The organism is Pedobacter sp. AC464 (assembly GCF_979253075.1).
This window is the reverse complement of sequence record NZ_CEEDBV010000001.1, coordinates 2070225-2086704: the sequence shown is the minus strand read 5'-3', so window position 1 is coordinate 2086704 and position 16480 is coordinate 2070225. Positions and strand designations below refer to the sequence as shown.

General features: G+C 41.2%; 10 protein-coding genes. 1 reads left to right on the top strand and 9 read right to left on the bottom strand.

Translation table 11 applies throughout. From position 1 onward, the window contains the following. Nucleotides 1-60: 60 nt before the first annotated feature. The 9 genes from AC0IWT_RS09085 to AC0IWT_RS09045 form a co-directional block, all read right to left on the bottom strand. The gene (locus AC0IWT_RS09085) at nt 61-642 is read right to left on the bottom strand and encodes a Crp/Fnr family transcriptional regulator (protein ID WP_471796903.1); all 582 of its coding nucleotides are present in this window, start codon (nt 640-642) and stop codon (nt 61-63) included. A gap of 175 nt (nt 643-817) precedes the next feature. Then, on the bottom strand, nt 818-3106 hold the full coding sequence (locus AC0IWT_RS09080; RefSeq protein WP_471796902.1) for a GH92 family glycosyl hydrolase: 2289 nt from the start codon (nt 3104-3106) through the stop codon (nt 818-820). Nucleotides 3107-3141: 35 nt separating this feature from the next. Continuing rightward, nucleotides 3142-4671 carry a glycoside hydrolase family 28 protein gene (locus AC0IWT_RS09075; protein ID WP_471796901.1) on the bottom strand — a complete coding sequence of 510 codons (1530 nt, stop codon included), beginning with the start codon at nt 4669-4671 and terminating at the stop codon, nt 3142-3144. A 1-nt stretch (nt 4672) separates the two neighbouring features. Beyond that, nucleotides 4673-6886 carry an alpha-N-acetylglucosaminidase gene (locus AC0IWT_RS09070; protein ID WP_471796900.1) on the bottom strand — a complete coding sequence of 738 codons (2214 nt, stop codon included), beginning with the start codon at nt 6884-6886 and terminating at the stop codon, nt 4673-4675. A gap of 1 nt (nt 6887) precedes the next feature. Continuing rightward, on the bottom strand, nt 6888-8135 hold the full coding sequence (locus tag AC0IWT_RS09065) for an acyltransferase family protein (protein ID WP_471796899.1): 1248 nt from the start codon (nt 8133-8135) through the stop codon (nt 6888-6890). A 32-nt stretch (nt 8136-8167) separates the two neighbouring features. After that, complete coding sequence (locus AC0IWT_RS09060; protein ID WP_471796898.1) at nt 8168-9145, bottom strand: metallophosphoesterase; 978 nt, start codon at nt 9143-9145, stop codon at nt 8168-8170. A gap of 155 nt (nt 9146-9300) precedes the next feature. After that, nucleotides 9301-10971, bottom strand: coding sequence for a RagB/SusD family nutrient uptake outer membrane protein (locus AC0IWT_RS09055; protein ID WP_471796897.1), 1671 nt, complete (start codon nt 10969-10971; stop codon nt 9301-9303). Between the two features lie 18 nt (nt 10972-10989). Continuing rightward, a complete protein-coding gene (locus AC0IWT_RS09050; protein WP_056871430.1) occupies nt 10990-14028 on the bottom strand; it encodes a SusC/RagA family TonB-linked outer membrane protein in 3039 nt (1012 codons plus the stop codon). 53 nt (nt 14029-14081) lie between these two features. Continuing rightward, a complete protein-coding gene (locus tag AC0IWT_RS09045; protein ID WP_056871429.1) occupies nt 14082-14969 on the bottom strand; it encodes an inositol oxygenase family protein in 888 nt (295 codons plus the stop codon). 411 nt (nt 14970-15380) lie between these two features. Here AC0IWT_RS09045 and AC0IWT_RS09040 point away from each other — a divergent pair, with 411 nt between their 5' ends. Next, nucleotides 15381-16391: a LacI family DNA-binding transcriptional regulator gene (locus AC0IWT_RS09040; RefSeq protein ID WP_471796896.1), complete on the top strand. Its 1011-nt coding sequence runs from the start codon at nt 15381-15383 to the stop codon at nt 16389-16391. Nucleotides 16392-16480: the final 89 nt, after the last annotated feature.

Below are 16480 nucleotides of genomic sequence, written 5' to 3'. Positions count from 1 at the left end.
TCTGCAAAGACAACGCAACAAAAAATAACATAGGTTACTATTTTGAGTATTTTGAAGCCATCAGTTTTTCTTGCTGGCAATGTTTCTACGAATGCGACTAAGGCTTTGTGGTTGTATGCCAAGGTAAGTTGCAATGTGCTGAATTTGAATTCGTTTTAAAATATTTGGATATCTGTTGATTAAGTTTAGGTAGCGTTTATCGGCGGGGAGATTAGCCAGATCATGTCTGGATCTTTCGGTACTGATGAATAAGTTTTCCGCGATAAGTCTGCCGAATCGCTCAAATCTGATGCCCTTGCTGTATAATTTTTGCATGTCATCATAACTCAGGCAGAAGATTTCTGTATCTTCCAATGCCTGAATAAAGTGTAACGAAGGTTGCTGCGTTAAAAAACTTTCGTAATCACCCAACCACTCGCCTTCAAACGCAAACCAATTACTTTGTTCTCCTTTTTCCGTAATGCTGTAGTAACGAAGTCCGCCGGTATTAATTATCGCCATAGATTTACAAATTGTGCCAGCTTCGAGCATGAAATCATTTTTTTTCAGCTTTCGGGGTTTCAGCGCTTCCATAAATTCTGCCAATTCCGCATCGCTAAAGTCGATTAAGGCGGTTAGTGCGTTAATAATTGTCGTACTCATTCTAAACTGAATTTTGCTAGAAAGATAATTATAATGGCGCATAAGCAAACACCCACAAATTATCTTTCTAACTGGCTGTTTCGGTAACTGAACTTAAGGCTATTAAATTCGTTAATGTTCCGGAACTGGTTTCCTTTTCAAACGCCGACGCTATCCGTTGGTATTGAGCAATATGTTATCTTTTGTTGAAGGGATTACTTTCTGGAATTTTCTCTTGAAGGTAAAACGTAAGTGTTCCACCTTTTAATAAATCAGCGTGACTTATTTCAGGTTTACTCAACGGTTTGCCATTTAATAGAACTTTTAAAATGTAACCGGCGTTATCAGTTGTTTTTACAGTCGTGATTTTTAGTAAAACGCCTGATTCTAATTTTAAGGTTGCCTGCTCGAATAATGGTGTCGATAACTGGTAATTTCCCGAAACCGGATCGACAGGGTAGAAGCCAAGCGCACTGAAAACATACCAGGCCGACATCTGTCCGGCATCATCATTTCCGCTTAAACCGCCTGGTCCGTCATCATACTCCTCATCAAGTAACTTTGCAACTGCTCTTTGGGTTTTCCAGGGCGCAGCAGTAAAGTTGTACATAAACGGAATTTGATGGCCGGGTTCATTTCCATGCCAGTATTGGTTTTTTTCAAATAGCGAGTCAAGCTGATTTTCCAGATTCTTTTTCCCCCCTAAAATGGCTGTAAGTCCGGCAATGTCTTGAGGAACATAAAAACTGTATTGCCTCGGCGTACCTTCGGTGATGTAGCTTTCGCGATGATCCGGATAAAAGGGTTTGTACCAGCTTCCATCGGCAAATTTCCCGCGAACCATGCCAACAGAAGTGTCAAAAACATGCTTATAATTTTTTGAGCGTTGTTCAAGTTCAATAAAATCCGCTGTTTTCTTTAAGTCTTTGGCCATCGTTGATAAGGCATAGTCATCGTATGCATATTCAAGCGTGCGACTAACCTGCTCTTTTTTATGGAAAGCGTTTGGAACACTATCTTCCAACGGAATGTAGCCATATTTTAGATAGCTGGAGATGCCTCGTCTGCCTTTCCCCTGTAAATAATCTGCGTCGTCTGGAACTTCAAACGCATTTTTCCGCATAAGCCTATAAGCTTCATTTACATCAAACGAGCGGATCCCTTTATTGTAAGCTGATATAATAAATGCAGTTGTATGGTCTCCAATCATAGCAGAAGTATAACTGTTCCAACACGGGAATATTGGCAGCCATTTTCCTTGTTGCCCCTTTAACACGAGCGAATTTACGAAAGCACCGGTAAGTTTAGGTCTTAGTAATTCCATCAAAGGCAATTGAGCCCGGTAAATGTCCCACATGGAAAAATCATCGTAATAATCAGCTCCTTTTAATCTTTTGGTTTGCTTGTTACCTGCAAATTCGGGGTAGGCTCCGCTTACATCACTAAATAATCTTGGGTGTTGCTGCGCATGATATAAGGCCGTATAGAAAATTCTCTTGCTTCTTTCATTTTTGTCTTGCAGCTTAACCTGGGCGAGCGATGCCTCCCAGGTTGCCGTGGCTTTAGCTTTGAGTTCATTAAAGTCTTTGGTATCTATTTCAGCGTCTAAATTCTTTTTGGCTTCCGCAATGCTGGTAAAAGACGTTCCGCAGCTTAACAACAGTTGTTCGCCTTTTTTAAGTTTGAAACCTGCATAAGCCCCAATATCTTTTTTATTGCTTAGGATTTGGTCTTTATAAAGCTGTCCGGCCGAAAAAGTTCCGCTTGTTAAAATTGTCTTTTTTATTTTGATGAAAAAATAGCCGCTGAAACCAGCTGGCTGGCCTAAACCCTGGTAAAGTCTGTAGGCAGGATTATAGCCCGAAATTTCGCCTTTCGCCCTATCAATTTTTATATAACCTTTCTGCCTGTCGCTATTCGGGGTAATGAGCAGGTAAATGCTGTCGGCCTTTGTCGCGGTTATGCGCAGCATAGCACAACGTAAACTCGAAGTCATCTCCACCGTTAAGTTGTACTTTCTTAATTGCGTTTTATAGTAAGCGGGCGAGGCTACTTCGCCATCGTGACTGTAATCTGTTCCATAGTCTTTCCATAATGTGCGGAGTTTGCCCGATATTGGCATTACTGTAAAGCTTCCATAATCCTGAGTGCAAGAACCACTTATCCAATGCGTGCCCCTAAATCCGTATATTTTTTTGTTATTGTAGTAGTAAGGAGCAAGGCACTTCTGTTCGGTAATTTGCGTCTGTGGCGTCCATTGCGTCATCCCAAAGGGAAGGCCAACAGCTGGAATTGTATTGGCAAGACGTTCAGTTTTATCTTCAACATGTTCACTTGCCTTGGTTGTACTTGCGGCGGTACCGGAGAAAGGCTGAACATATCGCATCAGGTCAGCCTGCTGACTAAATGCGCTGGTTCCAAAAAAAAGCAGCGCAATAAAAAAGAAGGCAAAATATTGTACGTCTGTTTTTCTAAAAATTCTCATTCGATATCAATTTTGATGGCCTGTGCAAGGTTTTACTATAATTTTAAAGTTTGCTCAACCTTAGAACCGGGCAGATTTGCATTTTTAATGCTGAAGTTGGTCACGTTTTTCAACGCAATGGAATGTTTTTGTTCGCTTTTTTCAACCACCAGACCATTTACATCAATTGTGTCCACGTCGTCAAAAACAATAGGTGTTCTAAAATCAGTTGTTAAGTAATTTATTTTAATATTTTTCATTTTCAGGTTTTTAGCATGCCGCACATAAATGCCCCATGCGGGAAGTTCGCCAAACATCGAGAACTCGGGGTATCCGCTTTCGTTCTCGGTAACGGTATCCAGCGCTTCTAGAGGGATATTCGCAATTGCTTTTGAAGCGCCACCACCGTAGCTAACGGAAATGTTTTCAAGCGAAATGTTCTCAATTTGGTGCCCGGGAATTCCGGCCAGCACTATCGGCAGCAGGTTATGGGGTGTCGATTTAGGAAGCGGTCCCTCAAGTGGATAACCGGCGTCAGGTTTGGCGCTTGGAATATCTGCTATAACATCAACGATTTTTACGTTTTTTAAGGTACTGTAACTAGCAGTTGTATTCCGGTGGCCGAGGCGGATAAAGATTGCATTGCCAGTATACTTCGCAACAACACCCTGAATATCAATTCCATCGATAAAGCCTCCATCTACTGCTTCGAGCGCAATTGCGGAGCGGAAAGTGTTGTAAACCGTAATGTTTCTAACCTTAATGTTTCTGAAACCTCCCGCCGAACCGGTGCCCAGTTTAAATCCATTTGCGCTTGATCGAATTTTACAGTTTGCAACGTAGATGTTCTCGCAAATGCCCGGGGTGCCTTCCGATTTTAGACAGATTCCATCATCAGCAGCGTCGATGTCGCAATTGGTTATGTTAACGTCTTTGCAATTTACCACATCAATTCCATCATTGTTCCAATAAACAGTACTTTCAATTTTCAGGCTGTCAAGTTTTACCCCAACGCAGTTTGCGAAATCCTGAACCCAGCCAGCACTATTTTTAATGGTGATGTTTTTAAGTGAAATGTTGCGGCATTCGCTGAAAGCAATTAGCCTTGGTCTGTTTGATTCGTCTGGCCGCTTGGCCGTCCAGGTTTTATCATTCAGTGTTCCCTGATGAAGTAAAGCCAACAAATTTTTTACGACTTCAGCACCTCGGCCGTTAATGATTCCCGTTCCACTTATACTGATTGATTCCTGTTGAAAGGCAGAAATGAGCGGTTCTGCATCACCATTGCCGTAGGCGAGTCGGTTAGTACTGCCTAACAGTTCCGCCCCATCGTTTAGGATAAGTTCAATTCCAGATTTAAGCCGAAGAGGCCCGGTTACGAACTGTCCGGATGGAATTATAACCTTGCCCTTTACCGTAGCAGCTTCATCTATGGCTTTTTGAATCTCGATGGTATTGGTTTTATCAAGTCCGGATTTTGCGCCAAAATCAACGATGTTAAAGATTTTAGACTGCCCAAAAGCTTCGAGGCTGCTCAGCATAACGATGATGACCAAAGCAAACAACAGCCCAAATCTATTTTTCATATTACTTTCTATAACTTTCATCAGCCATTAGCTTTCTGTATTTTTTATACATTTCAATCGAACGCAATACGGGGTTTCCACTGGTTTGCTGAGGATAATCTTTTCGTTTATTTACCCATTTCCATTCCCATTTTGCCACCTCGCGTTGAAAAGCGGGAATATCGAGCGGTTTTTCTTGCTTCAGCGAACTTGTTGCTGCTGCAAAAAACATTTCCCATCTCGGTTTATAGAAATCGTTCATTAGGCCACTCCATTGCCTGCAGGCATACTCATGCAGCGGACTTTCTTCATTACCCCAAAGCGTTATCAAATTCTTTGCATTCATTTCATAAAGGGCAGATTCCTTTTCATTTCTTCCCCAAGCCCTTGCATCAGCAACCCAGGGGCCGAGTAAAAAATCACGTCTCGAAGCCAGGAGTAAGTCCATGTCGCTGATTAATTCTAAAAACTTTTTACTGTCTCGGTTAAAGCTTTGTAAATTTTTTTTTTCCAAAGCCGAAACAAATTTTCGCTGTAAAGGCAAGGCATAATTTGACATCACCTGCCGGGTTACATCAACTAAATCATATTGAAAACCGTCGCTGTTTTTGCAAGCATCGGCGGCTTTAATGAGTGCATCCCAGGCTGGAAGTAAATCTTTTTCGTTATAATTAAGTTTTGTGTTTGTCCACCGGGAAAGCGAATCCAAAGTTGGCCGGGCCTGAATAATTGACTCCGCACCATCACGGATATATTTATCGGTAGGTACTGTATAAACTGTTTTCCTTAATATTGACCAGGCTTTTTGTGCTTCTTTGCTGTCGGTTCCGTAACGGTTTTTAACATATTTTGGTAGCCATGCATCCAGATTTATGCGCTTGCTTTGCCAGGTATTCGCCATCATAAGCTCGTAGAGTACAGGGTTTTGTTCAATTCCCTCCATACTTAGGCCTATGCCTTTCATTTTGCCACTTTTAGCATCGGCAAGTGCCTCTGCGGGTGCCTTTGCAACAACATCCATCCGGCCAAAAAGATTGGTATTACCACCAAAATTGTGCAGCATGTTCCATATCCAGGGCTTACCATAAAAGCCTTCGGTACGTTTCCAAACCGGTTCAATTTCCGTTGCCAAATCAAGCAGAATCATTTTATCATCTGGTACAGCTTTTAATAAGGCTTCGGTTTGCGGTGCTTTCCAAAACTTTCTGTCACTATAAAAAAGCCAGCCCTGCATTACCCAAACGGCCTTTGCATCGGCTTGCGACATGCCATCATAAATTCTTGCACTCAGTTTTGCCAGATAATCAGGCTCTGCAGATGGCGGTTCGTTTTCATTAAACGTATCTGCAGAATATAAATGATCTGTTCCAAGCAATTCTGTCTGTTTCTGAAGGAACTTTTTACCAATTTCCGCAAACATCGGGTCTTCCGAATCCAGAATATAGGTATCTGCAAAACCATTCGTCCAGTTGGTGGCTTTAAGTTTTGCGTTTGGATATTTTAACTTAAATGCAGCCGGCACATGCCCGGTGAATGCGGGCAAAACGGGTTTCATACCTAAAGAACGTTCTCTCTGGAGGATTTTTTTCTGCAATTCAAAGTGTTCCTTCATCCATGCAAGCGGCAGTGGTCCGCCCCAGCCATCTATATTTCCCATCCAAAACCACGAAAAATACGCAGGGCCTGTAAAAAACCCTTTCAATTCACCGTCAGAAAAGCCCATTTCTTTATAAAGCAGGTACCAGGTGTATTCTTCGCCAGTAATGGCCAGTGGCATATTTATACCGTGTAATGCCATCCAGTCTATTTCCTTTTCCCATCGAGGCCAATCCCACCAGCTCATGCTGTAATTCAGCGTACAATAATTTAAATAGTAACGGTATTCATAAGGTGTTTCCTTTCTGATTTTAGCTGGTAGTGATGGAAGTTTTGCAGGCAGTTTTAAGTTTTCGCCATTCCAGGTTATCTGGCAATGTGCATATTCTGTTAAATAATAATAGAATGCGGAAGCCAGCGCTACGCCGCTACTACCTCTTAGAACGATTTTGTTGTTTTTGCTTTCTATTTCGAATACGTCCATGCCGCTGTTGCTGGCCAGGCTCTGCGTGCTAAAATTGCTGTATTGTTTCGGTAAAACTCTTTTTATGAGTTCTTGAGTGGTTTCAATGTGCGATTGCGACCATGCCTTATTAAGAGATAATAACGTAATCGCGAGTAGTAGAATTTTCAACTTCATATTATATTTTTAAAAACCATTTTTTGTCGTATAGTATTTTCAGGAGAAATAGTTGAATGATAAGCATGCCAGTCCAAAGACCTGCCTGTTGCCATTCGGGCGGCATTTTCGTTATCAAACCTCCAAAAAGAAAGCTAGAGCTCGATTCGAAATTTACCAGACCATGTGCACAGATGTATATTAAAATGGAATTGCTTCCAATCCAGATGAAGGGTAAACACCACTTTCTGAGCGGACAAATATCGAAAAGGAAATAAAATAGTGAAAACAGTATGAGGCTCCATCCACCGGCAAACAAAACGAAAGAGCTGGTCCACATTGTTTTATTGATTGGAAAAACTCCAGACCAAAGCAGCCCAAGGCAAATGCATAAACAGCCCGCAGCGAGTAAGAAACCCATCTTCTTTAACGGGGTTAGGGTGGCCGATTTACCTTTGATAAATGTTCCGGTGAAAATGCCCATCATCGCAGAGCATATAGATGGAACTGTACTCATCAAGCCCTCCGGATCGTAAATAATTCGATGGAGTTTGCCGGGCAGAAAAAGCCTGTCGAAGTAAGCGGCAAAATTACCCTCAGGTGTTAACACGCCGCTTCCGAAACCTGGTACGGGGAAGCTTACCATAAGCAAGTAATATCCAATCAGGATAAATGCAAACCAAATAAGTTGTTTAGGCAGCGAAAAGTTAAGGTAAATTATCGCTGCGAAAAATGTTGAAAGCGCAATCCGGCCAAGCACACTTGCGAAACGCGTATTTTCATAGCCATTCCACTTCAACAAACCATTTACAATAAAGCCTAAAATTATTAACGTTATGGTTCTTTTTATTAAAGCCATGTAAACCTGTTTCCCTCCACCTTTATTGGAAACTTTTCCATCCAGGTAACGCTGATAAGAGAAGGGCATTGAAACGCCGGAAATAAATATGAAGAGCGGAAAAATGAGGTCGTAAAAAGTAAAACCATTCCAAGGTGAATGGTGTAATTGATTGCTTATTGTTATCAGCAAACGTTCTATAAAAGACAGCGATGTGCTTTTTTCGATTTGCCAGTTGTAGGTGTTTTGAACCAGACCGTAGTTTTGCTTTATGCCCTGAGCCAGGCCATGAAAAATTCCTTCGCCGCTAATAATCCAGAACATGTCAAAACCTCTAAGGGCATCGAGAGAAACAAGCCGGCCGTTAGCCTTTACATTTTGTTCTTTTGAATCGGTTTTAGTGGAATTCATTTCTGAACTGGTTATACTCATGAGCAGCGTAAATTTATCGATTTTAATACAGCTTATTTTTTAATTGTGGTGTGGTAAATTGCTTCGCCTTTTTCATTAACTACCTGCACAAGTAATTGATTTCTTTGCACCGAGAATAACATAAATCCATATTCTGAAGCAACCATTTCTGCTCCCGGGATTAGTTTAACAGGTGTTTTTTCTGATGCGGCACCAGAAATAAAATGGTGTGTTTGTCCATCTGGTCTAATGTATTGTAAGCTGTGTTCGTGGCCGGTGAGGTAAACATCTACGCCATACTTATCGAAGACTGCTTTTAATGAATTTCTTACTGCCTTTGTATCATAGGCATCGGTTCGGCTGCCGCCAGTATACATGGGATGATGACCTACAACGATTCTCCATTTTATGGATGGGTCTTTGTCTTCGAGGGTTTTAATAAGCCACTTTTTCTGCGCTATGGTATCCTGACCTTTAACATTTGGCCCGTATTCGGCATTTTTATAGAATTCAGGTATTAGTGGGTTGGTATCAATAAAAGCGATTAACACCTGATTTTGGGCGTCGCCATTGATTGCAAATTTTTTAGAAAAATAACGTGCAGGCATTTTCCACCTTCTGCTGATTTTTGAATATTCGACTTCAGCATCCGGATTTGATTTGTAATCGTGATTCCCTAAAACCACATACCAATCCCATTGCAGCGAGAAGTCTGTATAGATGTCTTCAAATGAGTATTTGAAAAGGGGATCCTGTGCACTGATTACGCCACTTGGATAAAAGTTATCGCCGGTAGAAATTATGAACTGTGCTTTGGTATCTGAAGCCGTGCGCCCCATTCCGGCAGCTACCTGTTTCTGATGGTCGGCACCGTTTCTTCCCCAATCTCCAATTGCGATGAAATTTAAGCTCGAATCTACTTTGATGAGTTTACCGGCCGGCGCATTTGGCAGTCCGCTTTTCAGTAATAATTGACTTTTGGCAGAAAGACCAAAGCAGAAAAGGAAGGCGATAGAAAAAATGATGCGCATGGTGTTGGTAGCAAAGGTTTCAGGGTCAAAAAAAATAGAATTAGTGGTTTTAAAAAGTTGGCAGTAAAAGCAAAAATCCCGCTCCTGTAGCACCAGCTACAGGAGGAGGGAATTTTATGGTTTTTAGTAAAGCTAAACTTTTTTAAAATGATACATTAATAGCCTGGGTTTTGCACGAGGGTGTTATTTGTTGCAATCGCAGTACTCGGAATTGGGAAAATTCTGCGGTAGGTATCTGCATTGGTTTTAGATAAGCCATAACTTGCCTCGAACTTGCCGAATCTAATCATATCATTGCGGTGCCAGGTTTCCCAGGTAAATTCTTTACAACGCTCATTGTACAAAACATCCAAAGTAATTGCCGATAGGGCAGGAGAAGTTGTACGGTTAGATCGAACACTGTTAACTAAAGATAAAGCTGTTGCCCCCAAAGTGGCCGTTCCACCTCTAAAAATTGCTTCAGCTTTCATCAATACGATATCAGAATAGCGGAAAACAGGCATATCGTTATTTTGGTTGCGGTTAATCGGGTTGGTGTAATCGGCCAGAAATTTTATGTTTCTGTAGCCTGTGTTCCAGGCAATTTCATCTTTACCTAAATCGTAAGCACTTGCGCCTAAACGCGAAGAAGTTAATGGCGTTAAGTTAAGCTGATAGGTTAAAACGCCCGCAGGAGTTGAGCCCGCATAGAACTGGTCGTAACCAAGATTTGTTGTGCTCACCATCACCGGGCTACCATCCTGCCAGGTTTGCAAACCTGTAAGCCATTGTTTGTTGCGTATATCGTTAGGGTCATTAAAGTTGGTGTAAAATTCAGAAGTGGTCATTCTTGGTCCGCTAGGCTTATTGTTAACAAGTCCGCTACCCGTATTTTGATTCATCACCGGATTTGTGAAAGCACCTGGAGTAGAACCAGAATATAAATACCTGATGCCCAGATTTCGGTTAAGATCATACCTTGCATGGGCCATTGTTCCGCTGGATGTAGATGCATCAAAAGGAATGGCGAAAATAAATTCTTTTTGCGAGGGTCCGTTGGTTGGGTAAAACATCTGAAGATAGGTAGACATCGGTTCAATACTGTAAAGACCAGAATTGATGATTTGATCGCAAGCGGCAATACAGTCATCATATCGTGGCGTGCCAGTATAAACAGCTGCATTTAAGTACATTTTTGCCAAAATGGAGTAGGCTAGGTACTTTGTTGGCAAGCCATATGTTGCTGTACCCGTTGTTGTTTTAAGGTATGGAATAGCCGCCTTCAATTCACTTTCTACATACGAAAACACTTTTGCTCTTGGTGCATTGGATTTTAAATCGGTTGCGCCATACAAGGTATCTAAAGGAACGTTTCCGTATAAATCCATCATCATGTAATAGGCAAAGGCACGCATGGTTTTAAGTTCTGCCATACTGGTGTTTTTTGTTGCACCTGCCGGAGCTGAATTGCCGATAATGGAAATGGTTTGGTTTGCTGTTCCGATGATGTTAGTTAAATAAGACCAGCCAGCCGCAACCCAGGCATTATCTTTTGTCCAGGTGTGGCGATGCAGTTCAAGGTATTTATTACCGTCAATCCAGTCAGAACCAAAAATGGCGAGCACCGATTCGTCTGTAGATGAGCTTTGTAAAAACCAGTATGTACTGGCATAATCGCTTCTTAAATTGATGTAAACGGGGCCGGATGCCGATGTAAGTTGTGCGGCAGTTTGTGGATACGACTCTGGTGTAAGTTCCGAAGTAATCGGAACATCAAGTTTTTGGCAAGAGGTAAACATTAACACCCCACTAATCAGGGCTAACATTCCAAATATTATCTTTTTCATAACTTATAATTTCTTTCTTTAGAATGATACGTTGGCACCAAGCAAGAAGGTGCGTGTTTTTGGATAGAAGTTGTTGTAATCTACACCTGGTGCAACGCCACCCTGGTTAACTTCCGGGTCTATACCTTTATAACCAGTAATGGTAAACAGGTTATTGGTTGAGCCGTACAAGCGGATATTGCTTACATATTTAAACGGTGTTTTAAAATTGTAGCCAAGCGTTGCATTATCAAGCCTAACGTACGAACCGTTTTCTATATATCTGTCAGAATAGTAAGAGTTTCTGGTGTCAGATATCTTATCATCGGCTGCGCTGTTAAGTATATTATTAACTGTTGCGCCGGCCGTGTAAGATAAATCTGCTCTTGTTGCATTGAAAATCTTATTACCGAAAGTACCTCTAATAAATATGTTTAAATCGAAGTCTTTGTATTTAAAGGTATTGCTCCAACCCATTAAAACCTTTGGTTGTGCGCTTCCTAAGTAAAAATAATCTGTGCCAATTCCCGGACTATTAGTTGTTGAGCCGTCGCGTTTATAAAACAGAGAGTTTCCGTTTGCATCTTTACCTGCATATTTAAGCGAGAAAAACTGGCCCAACGGATAACCAACTTTAAGGATTTGCAGTGTCGCGTTCGTTTGTCCCGGTCCTTCAGGATCAGAATATCTAACAGAATCACCATTTGAGTAAGGGCCCTTTAAGCTTGTAATTTTGTTTTTGTTGTAAGCCATGTTCACACTGGTAGACCATGAGAAATTTTTGGCCGAAACCGGCGTTGCGTTTAAGCTCACCTCGATACCTTTATTGTTTATGCTTCCACCATTCGCCCAAATTGAACCACCCGGAACAAGTGAGGCAGAAACGCTATATCTAAAAAGCATGTCAGTAGTGTTTTTATCATATACATCTACACTTCCTGTTAGCTTATTTTTGAAAAGCCCGAAATCAATACCAGCATTTTTTGTAGCTGTTCTTTCCCATTTAAGGTTCGGGTTTGAGCCTTGAACGGGTGCATACGCTGCCGCCTGAACGCCGTTGTTGTAATAGGTGCCGCTTGTACCGTAAATTAGTTTTCCTGTGTAGGCACCAATACCCGAAGAGTTACCCGTTACACCGTAACTTAAACGAAGCTTTAAATCGCTGACAACGTTTTGGTTTTTCATGAAATTTTCTTCACTGATTCTCCATGCAACACCCGCAGATGGAAAGTATCCCCATTGGTTGCTGTCGCCAAATACCGAACTTCCGTCCCGTCTGATGGAGCCCTGAAAAAGATATTTGTCTTTATAGCTATAATTCACCCTGAAAAAATCTGATATCATTAGTATCCTGCCGTAAGTAAGGTCGTTACCCAAATTAATTCTGTAAGAAGAAATGGCGTATGGATTTCCAAGCGTTAGGTTAGAAAAGCCAATGTTATCCGTCGGGAAATTTGTACTTGAAGTTTGAAAGCCATCGCCATAAACATTATCCTGATAGGTGTAGCCAAGCACTGCATTAATAGAGTGATCGCCGAGCTGTCTGTTCCAGGTTAAAAATGTTTCGAGGGTTTTAGTGGTATTTTCAAAATTACTTCTTAAGGCCGAACCGTTAGATCCGAATAAGCTTCCGATTAGTGTATGTGCGATACCGATACCTGGGTCGGGGTTATTATAAAAGTTTGAGGTTGGGTATTTTCCGAAATAGCTGCTGTAAAATTCACCGTGCGAAGCGGTAGTTTTCTGGTAAGACAGGTTTACGTTGTAAGTAAATCCCCAGGGAAGTTTCACTTCTGTATTAAAGCCTCCCAACAAAACGTTATATTTTGTCTCATCCTGTGCATTGCCAACAATCGCTAAGGGATTAAAGTAGCCCGAATTGTTTAAGTTTTCGAAGTAAGAACCATCTGCATTGTAAATTGGAGATACCGGAAGGCGTTTTGCCGCCTGCAGTAATACAATGTTTTGAAGCGGCTCATTTATTGCTTTGCTGCTCGAATTTGAAATGTTTAAACTGAATTTCACTTTATCGTTAAACGTATACTGATCGATATTCAGACGGCCAATTACACGCTCCAACGAACTTTCAGATAAGATACCATCTTTTTTGAAGTAGTTTAAACTCCCACTATAAATTGTGTGGTCTGAGCCGCCATTAAAAGAAAGGTTGTGGTTTTGAGCGTAAGCAGTAGAACGTTCAATAGCTTTCATCCAGTCGGTACTCGCACCAAGATCATCATTAGGCGAAAAGGCCGATTTGTTAGCCGTTAAGAAAGCACGTAACTGATCTGCATTCATTAAATCGAGCTGACTGCTTATCTTTTCTGCGCCAGCATAACCGCTGTAAGAAACCTGCGATTGTCCTTTTTTACCACGTTTGGTTGTAACCATAATTACACCGCTTGCGGCACGGTTACCGTAAATAGCAGTCGCTGCCGCATCTTTCAACACATCAATAGATGCAATGTCGGCAGGTGCTATCGCCGCGATATCTGCTCCAGGTATACCATCAATTACATAATAGGGAGCACCTGGACTGTTAACTGTAGATGCACCACGGAGTATAACTGCGGCAGGTTTATTCGGATCGCCACTGGCACTGATGTTCATACCGGCAACTTTACCCTGCAGTAGCTGCCCAACATCGGCAATAGCGCCTTTGTTAAGTTCTTCGGGCTTAACGGATGTAATGGCACTTGATAAAGTTTTACGGGTAGTGGTACCATAGCCCACTAAAACCACCTCTTTTAACGAAGTGCTGGCCTCTGTAATGGAAACTTTATAGTTTGATGCAGCACCTACAGTAATGGTTTTTGTTTCGAAACCCATAAAGGTGAATGAAATAACATCGCCTGTTTTGGCAGATATGCTGAAAGCACCTCCGTCTGTAGTAACGGTTACTTTACTGGTTCCCTGCACGGCCACAGAGGCGCCCAAGATAGCTCTGTTCTCCGTGTCGGTCAAAGTTCCGGTAATTTTTCGTTCGGTTTGTGCCGAAACAATATTAAAGGATTGGCAAATCAGTAAAAGAAGTAAAAAAATACCGCCATACTTTAAGCGTACAAATTTAGATTTCATGATTTTTGTAGCATTAGGTTCATAAATGGTTAGTTTTATTTGATTAATAGTTGTTAGAATTTTATCGTTTCGGGTAGGTATTTGGAAACCAGTTCCTGGTAATATGGTTTAAGCTCTGCCCAGCTTTTCTGATTTGGATTTTTTGAGTACAAATCGTAGGGATTGAATAATCTAACCCATTTAAACAGCTCGTGGTCTTTTTCACTCATCAGGTGATTGTACGCATTTTCCCGGTGCTGGGAGTAAAAAGAATGATAACGCAGCATGTAAAGGCCTGCTTCCGGTATGTATGGCTTCATCATATGGTATACATACTCGTCATGTCCCCATGATAAATGCACATTATCCAATCCACAGTTCTGTTCGTAAACGCCTAGTTTTGTTTGGTAAAGCGGGTTGTGGAAATCTGGATTATTGCTAAAAAACTCCGGGTAAACGATTTTATCTGAGTACGCACATCCCACCGGAAAAGTATCGCCAACAACTGCCCACTGTGGTTCGCCGTAAAGGCACAAAACTTTACCCATATCGTGTATTAGTCCCACCAAAACCATCCAGTCCGGATGTCCGTCATTGCGGATCGCTTCAGAAGTTTGCAAAAGGTGCTGCATCTGATCCAGGTCTGTATCCGGGTCAGAATCATCTACAAGTTTGTTAAGAAAATCGAAAGCATTCCAGATTGGCATTTCTTCTATGTTGAATGCCAGATACTTTGCCTTTTTTTCCATAACAAAATCATAGGTTTGATAGGTATGGTTTAGCCGGTAAAATTCTTTTACACTGTCTTTTTCTGTTTCAGCATAATTTCTAAATTCCTGCTCTTCTTTATCCGAATTGATAGCAGAAGGATCCGGATAACGCTTCAATACATCGTTTTCCCATTGATCGAGATTGTCCAAAGGATTGTTGCTATCCCTCGCAGCTGTTTGTGAATTGCTCATATATGGTTAGATATAAATTAAAACTTATTGTTTTTTCGAGATTTAAAATTGTGCTTTTGAAACCTGATTACGCTGTTTTATGCGAAATTTATTTACGTAAACGATTAAGTAAACCTGAATATGCTGCCGAAAACAAGGCGCTCTGGCGATTAATTTGGAGGTTTATTTCAGAAATTAGTGTTGTCTTAGCCAATTCCGGATTTTGGGTAAATGTTAAAATTATGTAACATAAACGTTAATGTTACGATTATTTTCTACTTTCGTATGCTTGGGTGCCTTATTGCCGGTGGGTAAGTTGAATTTCTCCTTACCGGAATTTAGATATTGCATTTCCAACATCAATAATTTAACTGGCTTATTTAAACCGCTGGTTAATTTGATTGATGAAATAACTAACCAAACAACATCGCAATGGCTTCGGATCAGGTAAATATTAAACGGCTGGCACAGGAACTTAACATTTCCATTGCAACGGTTTCTAAGGCATTAAATGATAGTTACGAAATTAGCGCAAAGACAAAAAACAGAGTCTGGGATTTGGCAAAAGCCCTAAATTATACGCCTAATCCTGCAGCCAGCAATTTGCGTAGCCATAAAACAAAAACCATTGCTGTAATTATTCCCGACGTTGCAAACAACTTTTTCTCGCTTGCGATAAAAGGGATTGAAGAAGTGGCGAGAATACACGGTTACCACGTGTTAATTTACCAGACGCATGAAGATACTGAAATGGAAATTTCATTTACCAACAGTTTATTAAACGGGCGGGTAGATGGGATTTTAACCTCTGTTTCCAGTAACGAGTACAATAATGACTACTACCGGGATCTGGTAAAAAAGGTTCCGCTGGTCTTCTTCGATCGTGTTTATGAGTCTTTGCAGACTTTTAAAATCACAACCGATGATTATGACAGCTCCTTTGCGGCAACGCAGCATTTGCTTGATTGTGGTTGCAAAAAAATTGCCTTTTTGTTTGGTCTGGAGAAATTGCCGGCTGGTAGAGCCAGGTTCTCCGGCTATCAGGATGCGCTTAAGGCAAATGAGATTGATTTCGATGAGCAGCTGGTTTTGCATTACGAAAACCTCGAAGAGCAGAATGTGGATAATATTGAACAATTGTTTAAGCAACATCATCCTGATGGCATTTTTTCCTCGATAGAAGAATTCATTATACCAACTTACCTGGCCTGCAGAAACATGTCGCTAAGCATCCCGCAGGATGTTAAGGTATTAAGTTTTTCAAACCTAAGTTCAGCCAAATTGCTTAATCCGGCGCTCACAACCATAACGCAACCGGCTTTTGATATTGGCCATGAAGCTGCAAAGTGTTTGTTTAAAATTTTGAATAACAAAGGTTTTGATGATGAACAAAACATTGTGCTGAAATCTACACTTATAAAAAGAACGTCTACAAACTGCTGATTTGCCGCATTTAGGCCTCAGTTTACCGAAAACGTTTACGTAATTAAATCCAGGGCTTGATCGGCTTTGATTGGAATTTTTTCTGATTT

Coding starts and splice junctions, on each gene's coding strand:
- AC0IWT_RS09040 (WP_471796896.1), top strand. CDS start 15,381: ATGGCTTCGGATCAGGTAAATATTAAACGGCTGGCACAGGAACTTAAC.
- AC0IWT_RS09065 (WP_471796899.1), bottom strand. CDS start 8,135: ATGAGTATAACCAGTTCAGAAATGAATTCCACTAAAACCGATTCAAAA.
- AC0IWT_RS09085 (WP_471796903.1), bottom strand. CDS start 642: ATGAGTACGACAATTATTAACGCACTAACCGCCTTAATCGACTTTAGC.
- AC0IWT_RS09045 (WP_056871429.1), bottom strand. CDS start 14,969: ATGAGCAATTCACAAACAGCTGCGAGGGATAGCAACAATCCTTTGGAC.
- AC0IWT_RS09055 (WP_471796897.1), bottom strand. CDS start 10,971: ATGAAAAAGATAATATTTGGAATGTTAGCCCTGATTAGTGGGGTGTTA.
- AC0IWT_RS09070 (WP_471796900.1), bottom strand. CDS start 6,886: ATGAAGTTGAAAATTCTACTACTCGCGATTACGTTATTATCTCTTAAT.
- AC0IWT_RS09075 (WP_471796901.1), bottom strand. CDS start 4,671: ATGAAAAATAGATTTGGGCTGTTGTTTGCTTTGGTCATCATCGTTATG.
- AC0IWT_RS09080 (WP_471796902.1), bottom strand. CDS start 3,106: ATGAGAATTTTTAGAAAAACAGACGTACAATATTTTGCCTTCTTTTTT.
- AC0IWT_RS09060 (WP_471796898.1), bottom strand. CDS start 9,145: ATGCGCATCATTTTTTCTATCGCCTTCCTTTTCTGCTTTGGTCTTTCT.
- AC0IWT_RS09050 (WP_056871430.1), bottom strand. CDS start 14,028: ATGAAATCTAAATTTGTACGCTTAAAGTATGGCGGTATTTTTTTACTT.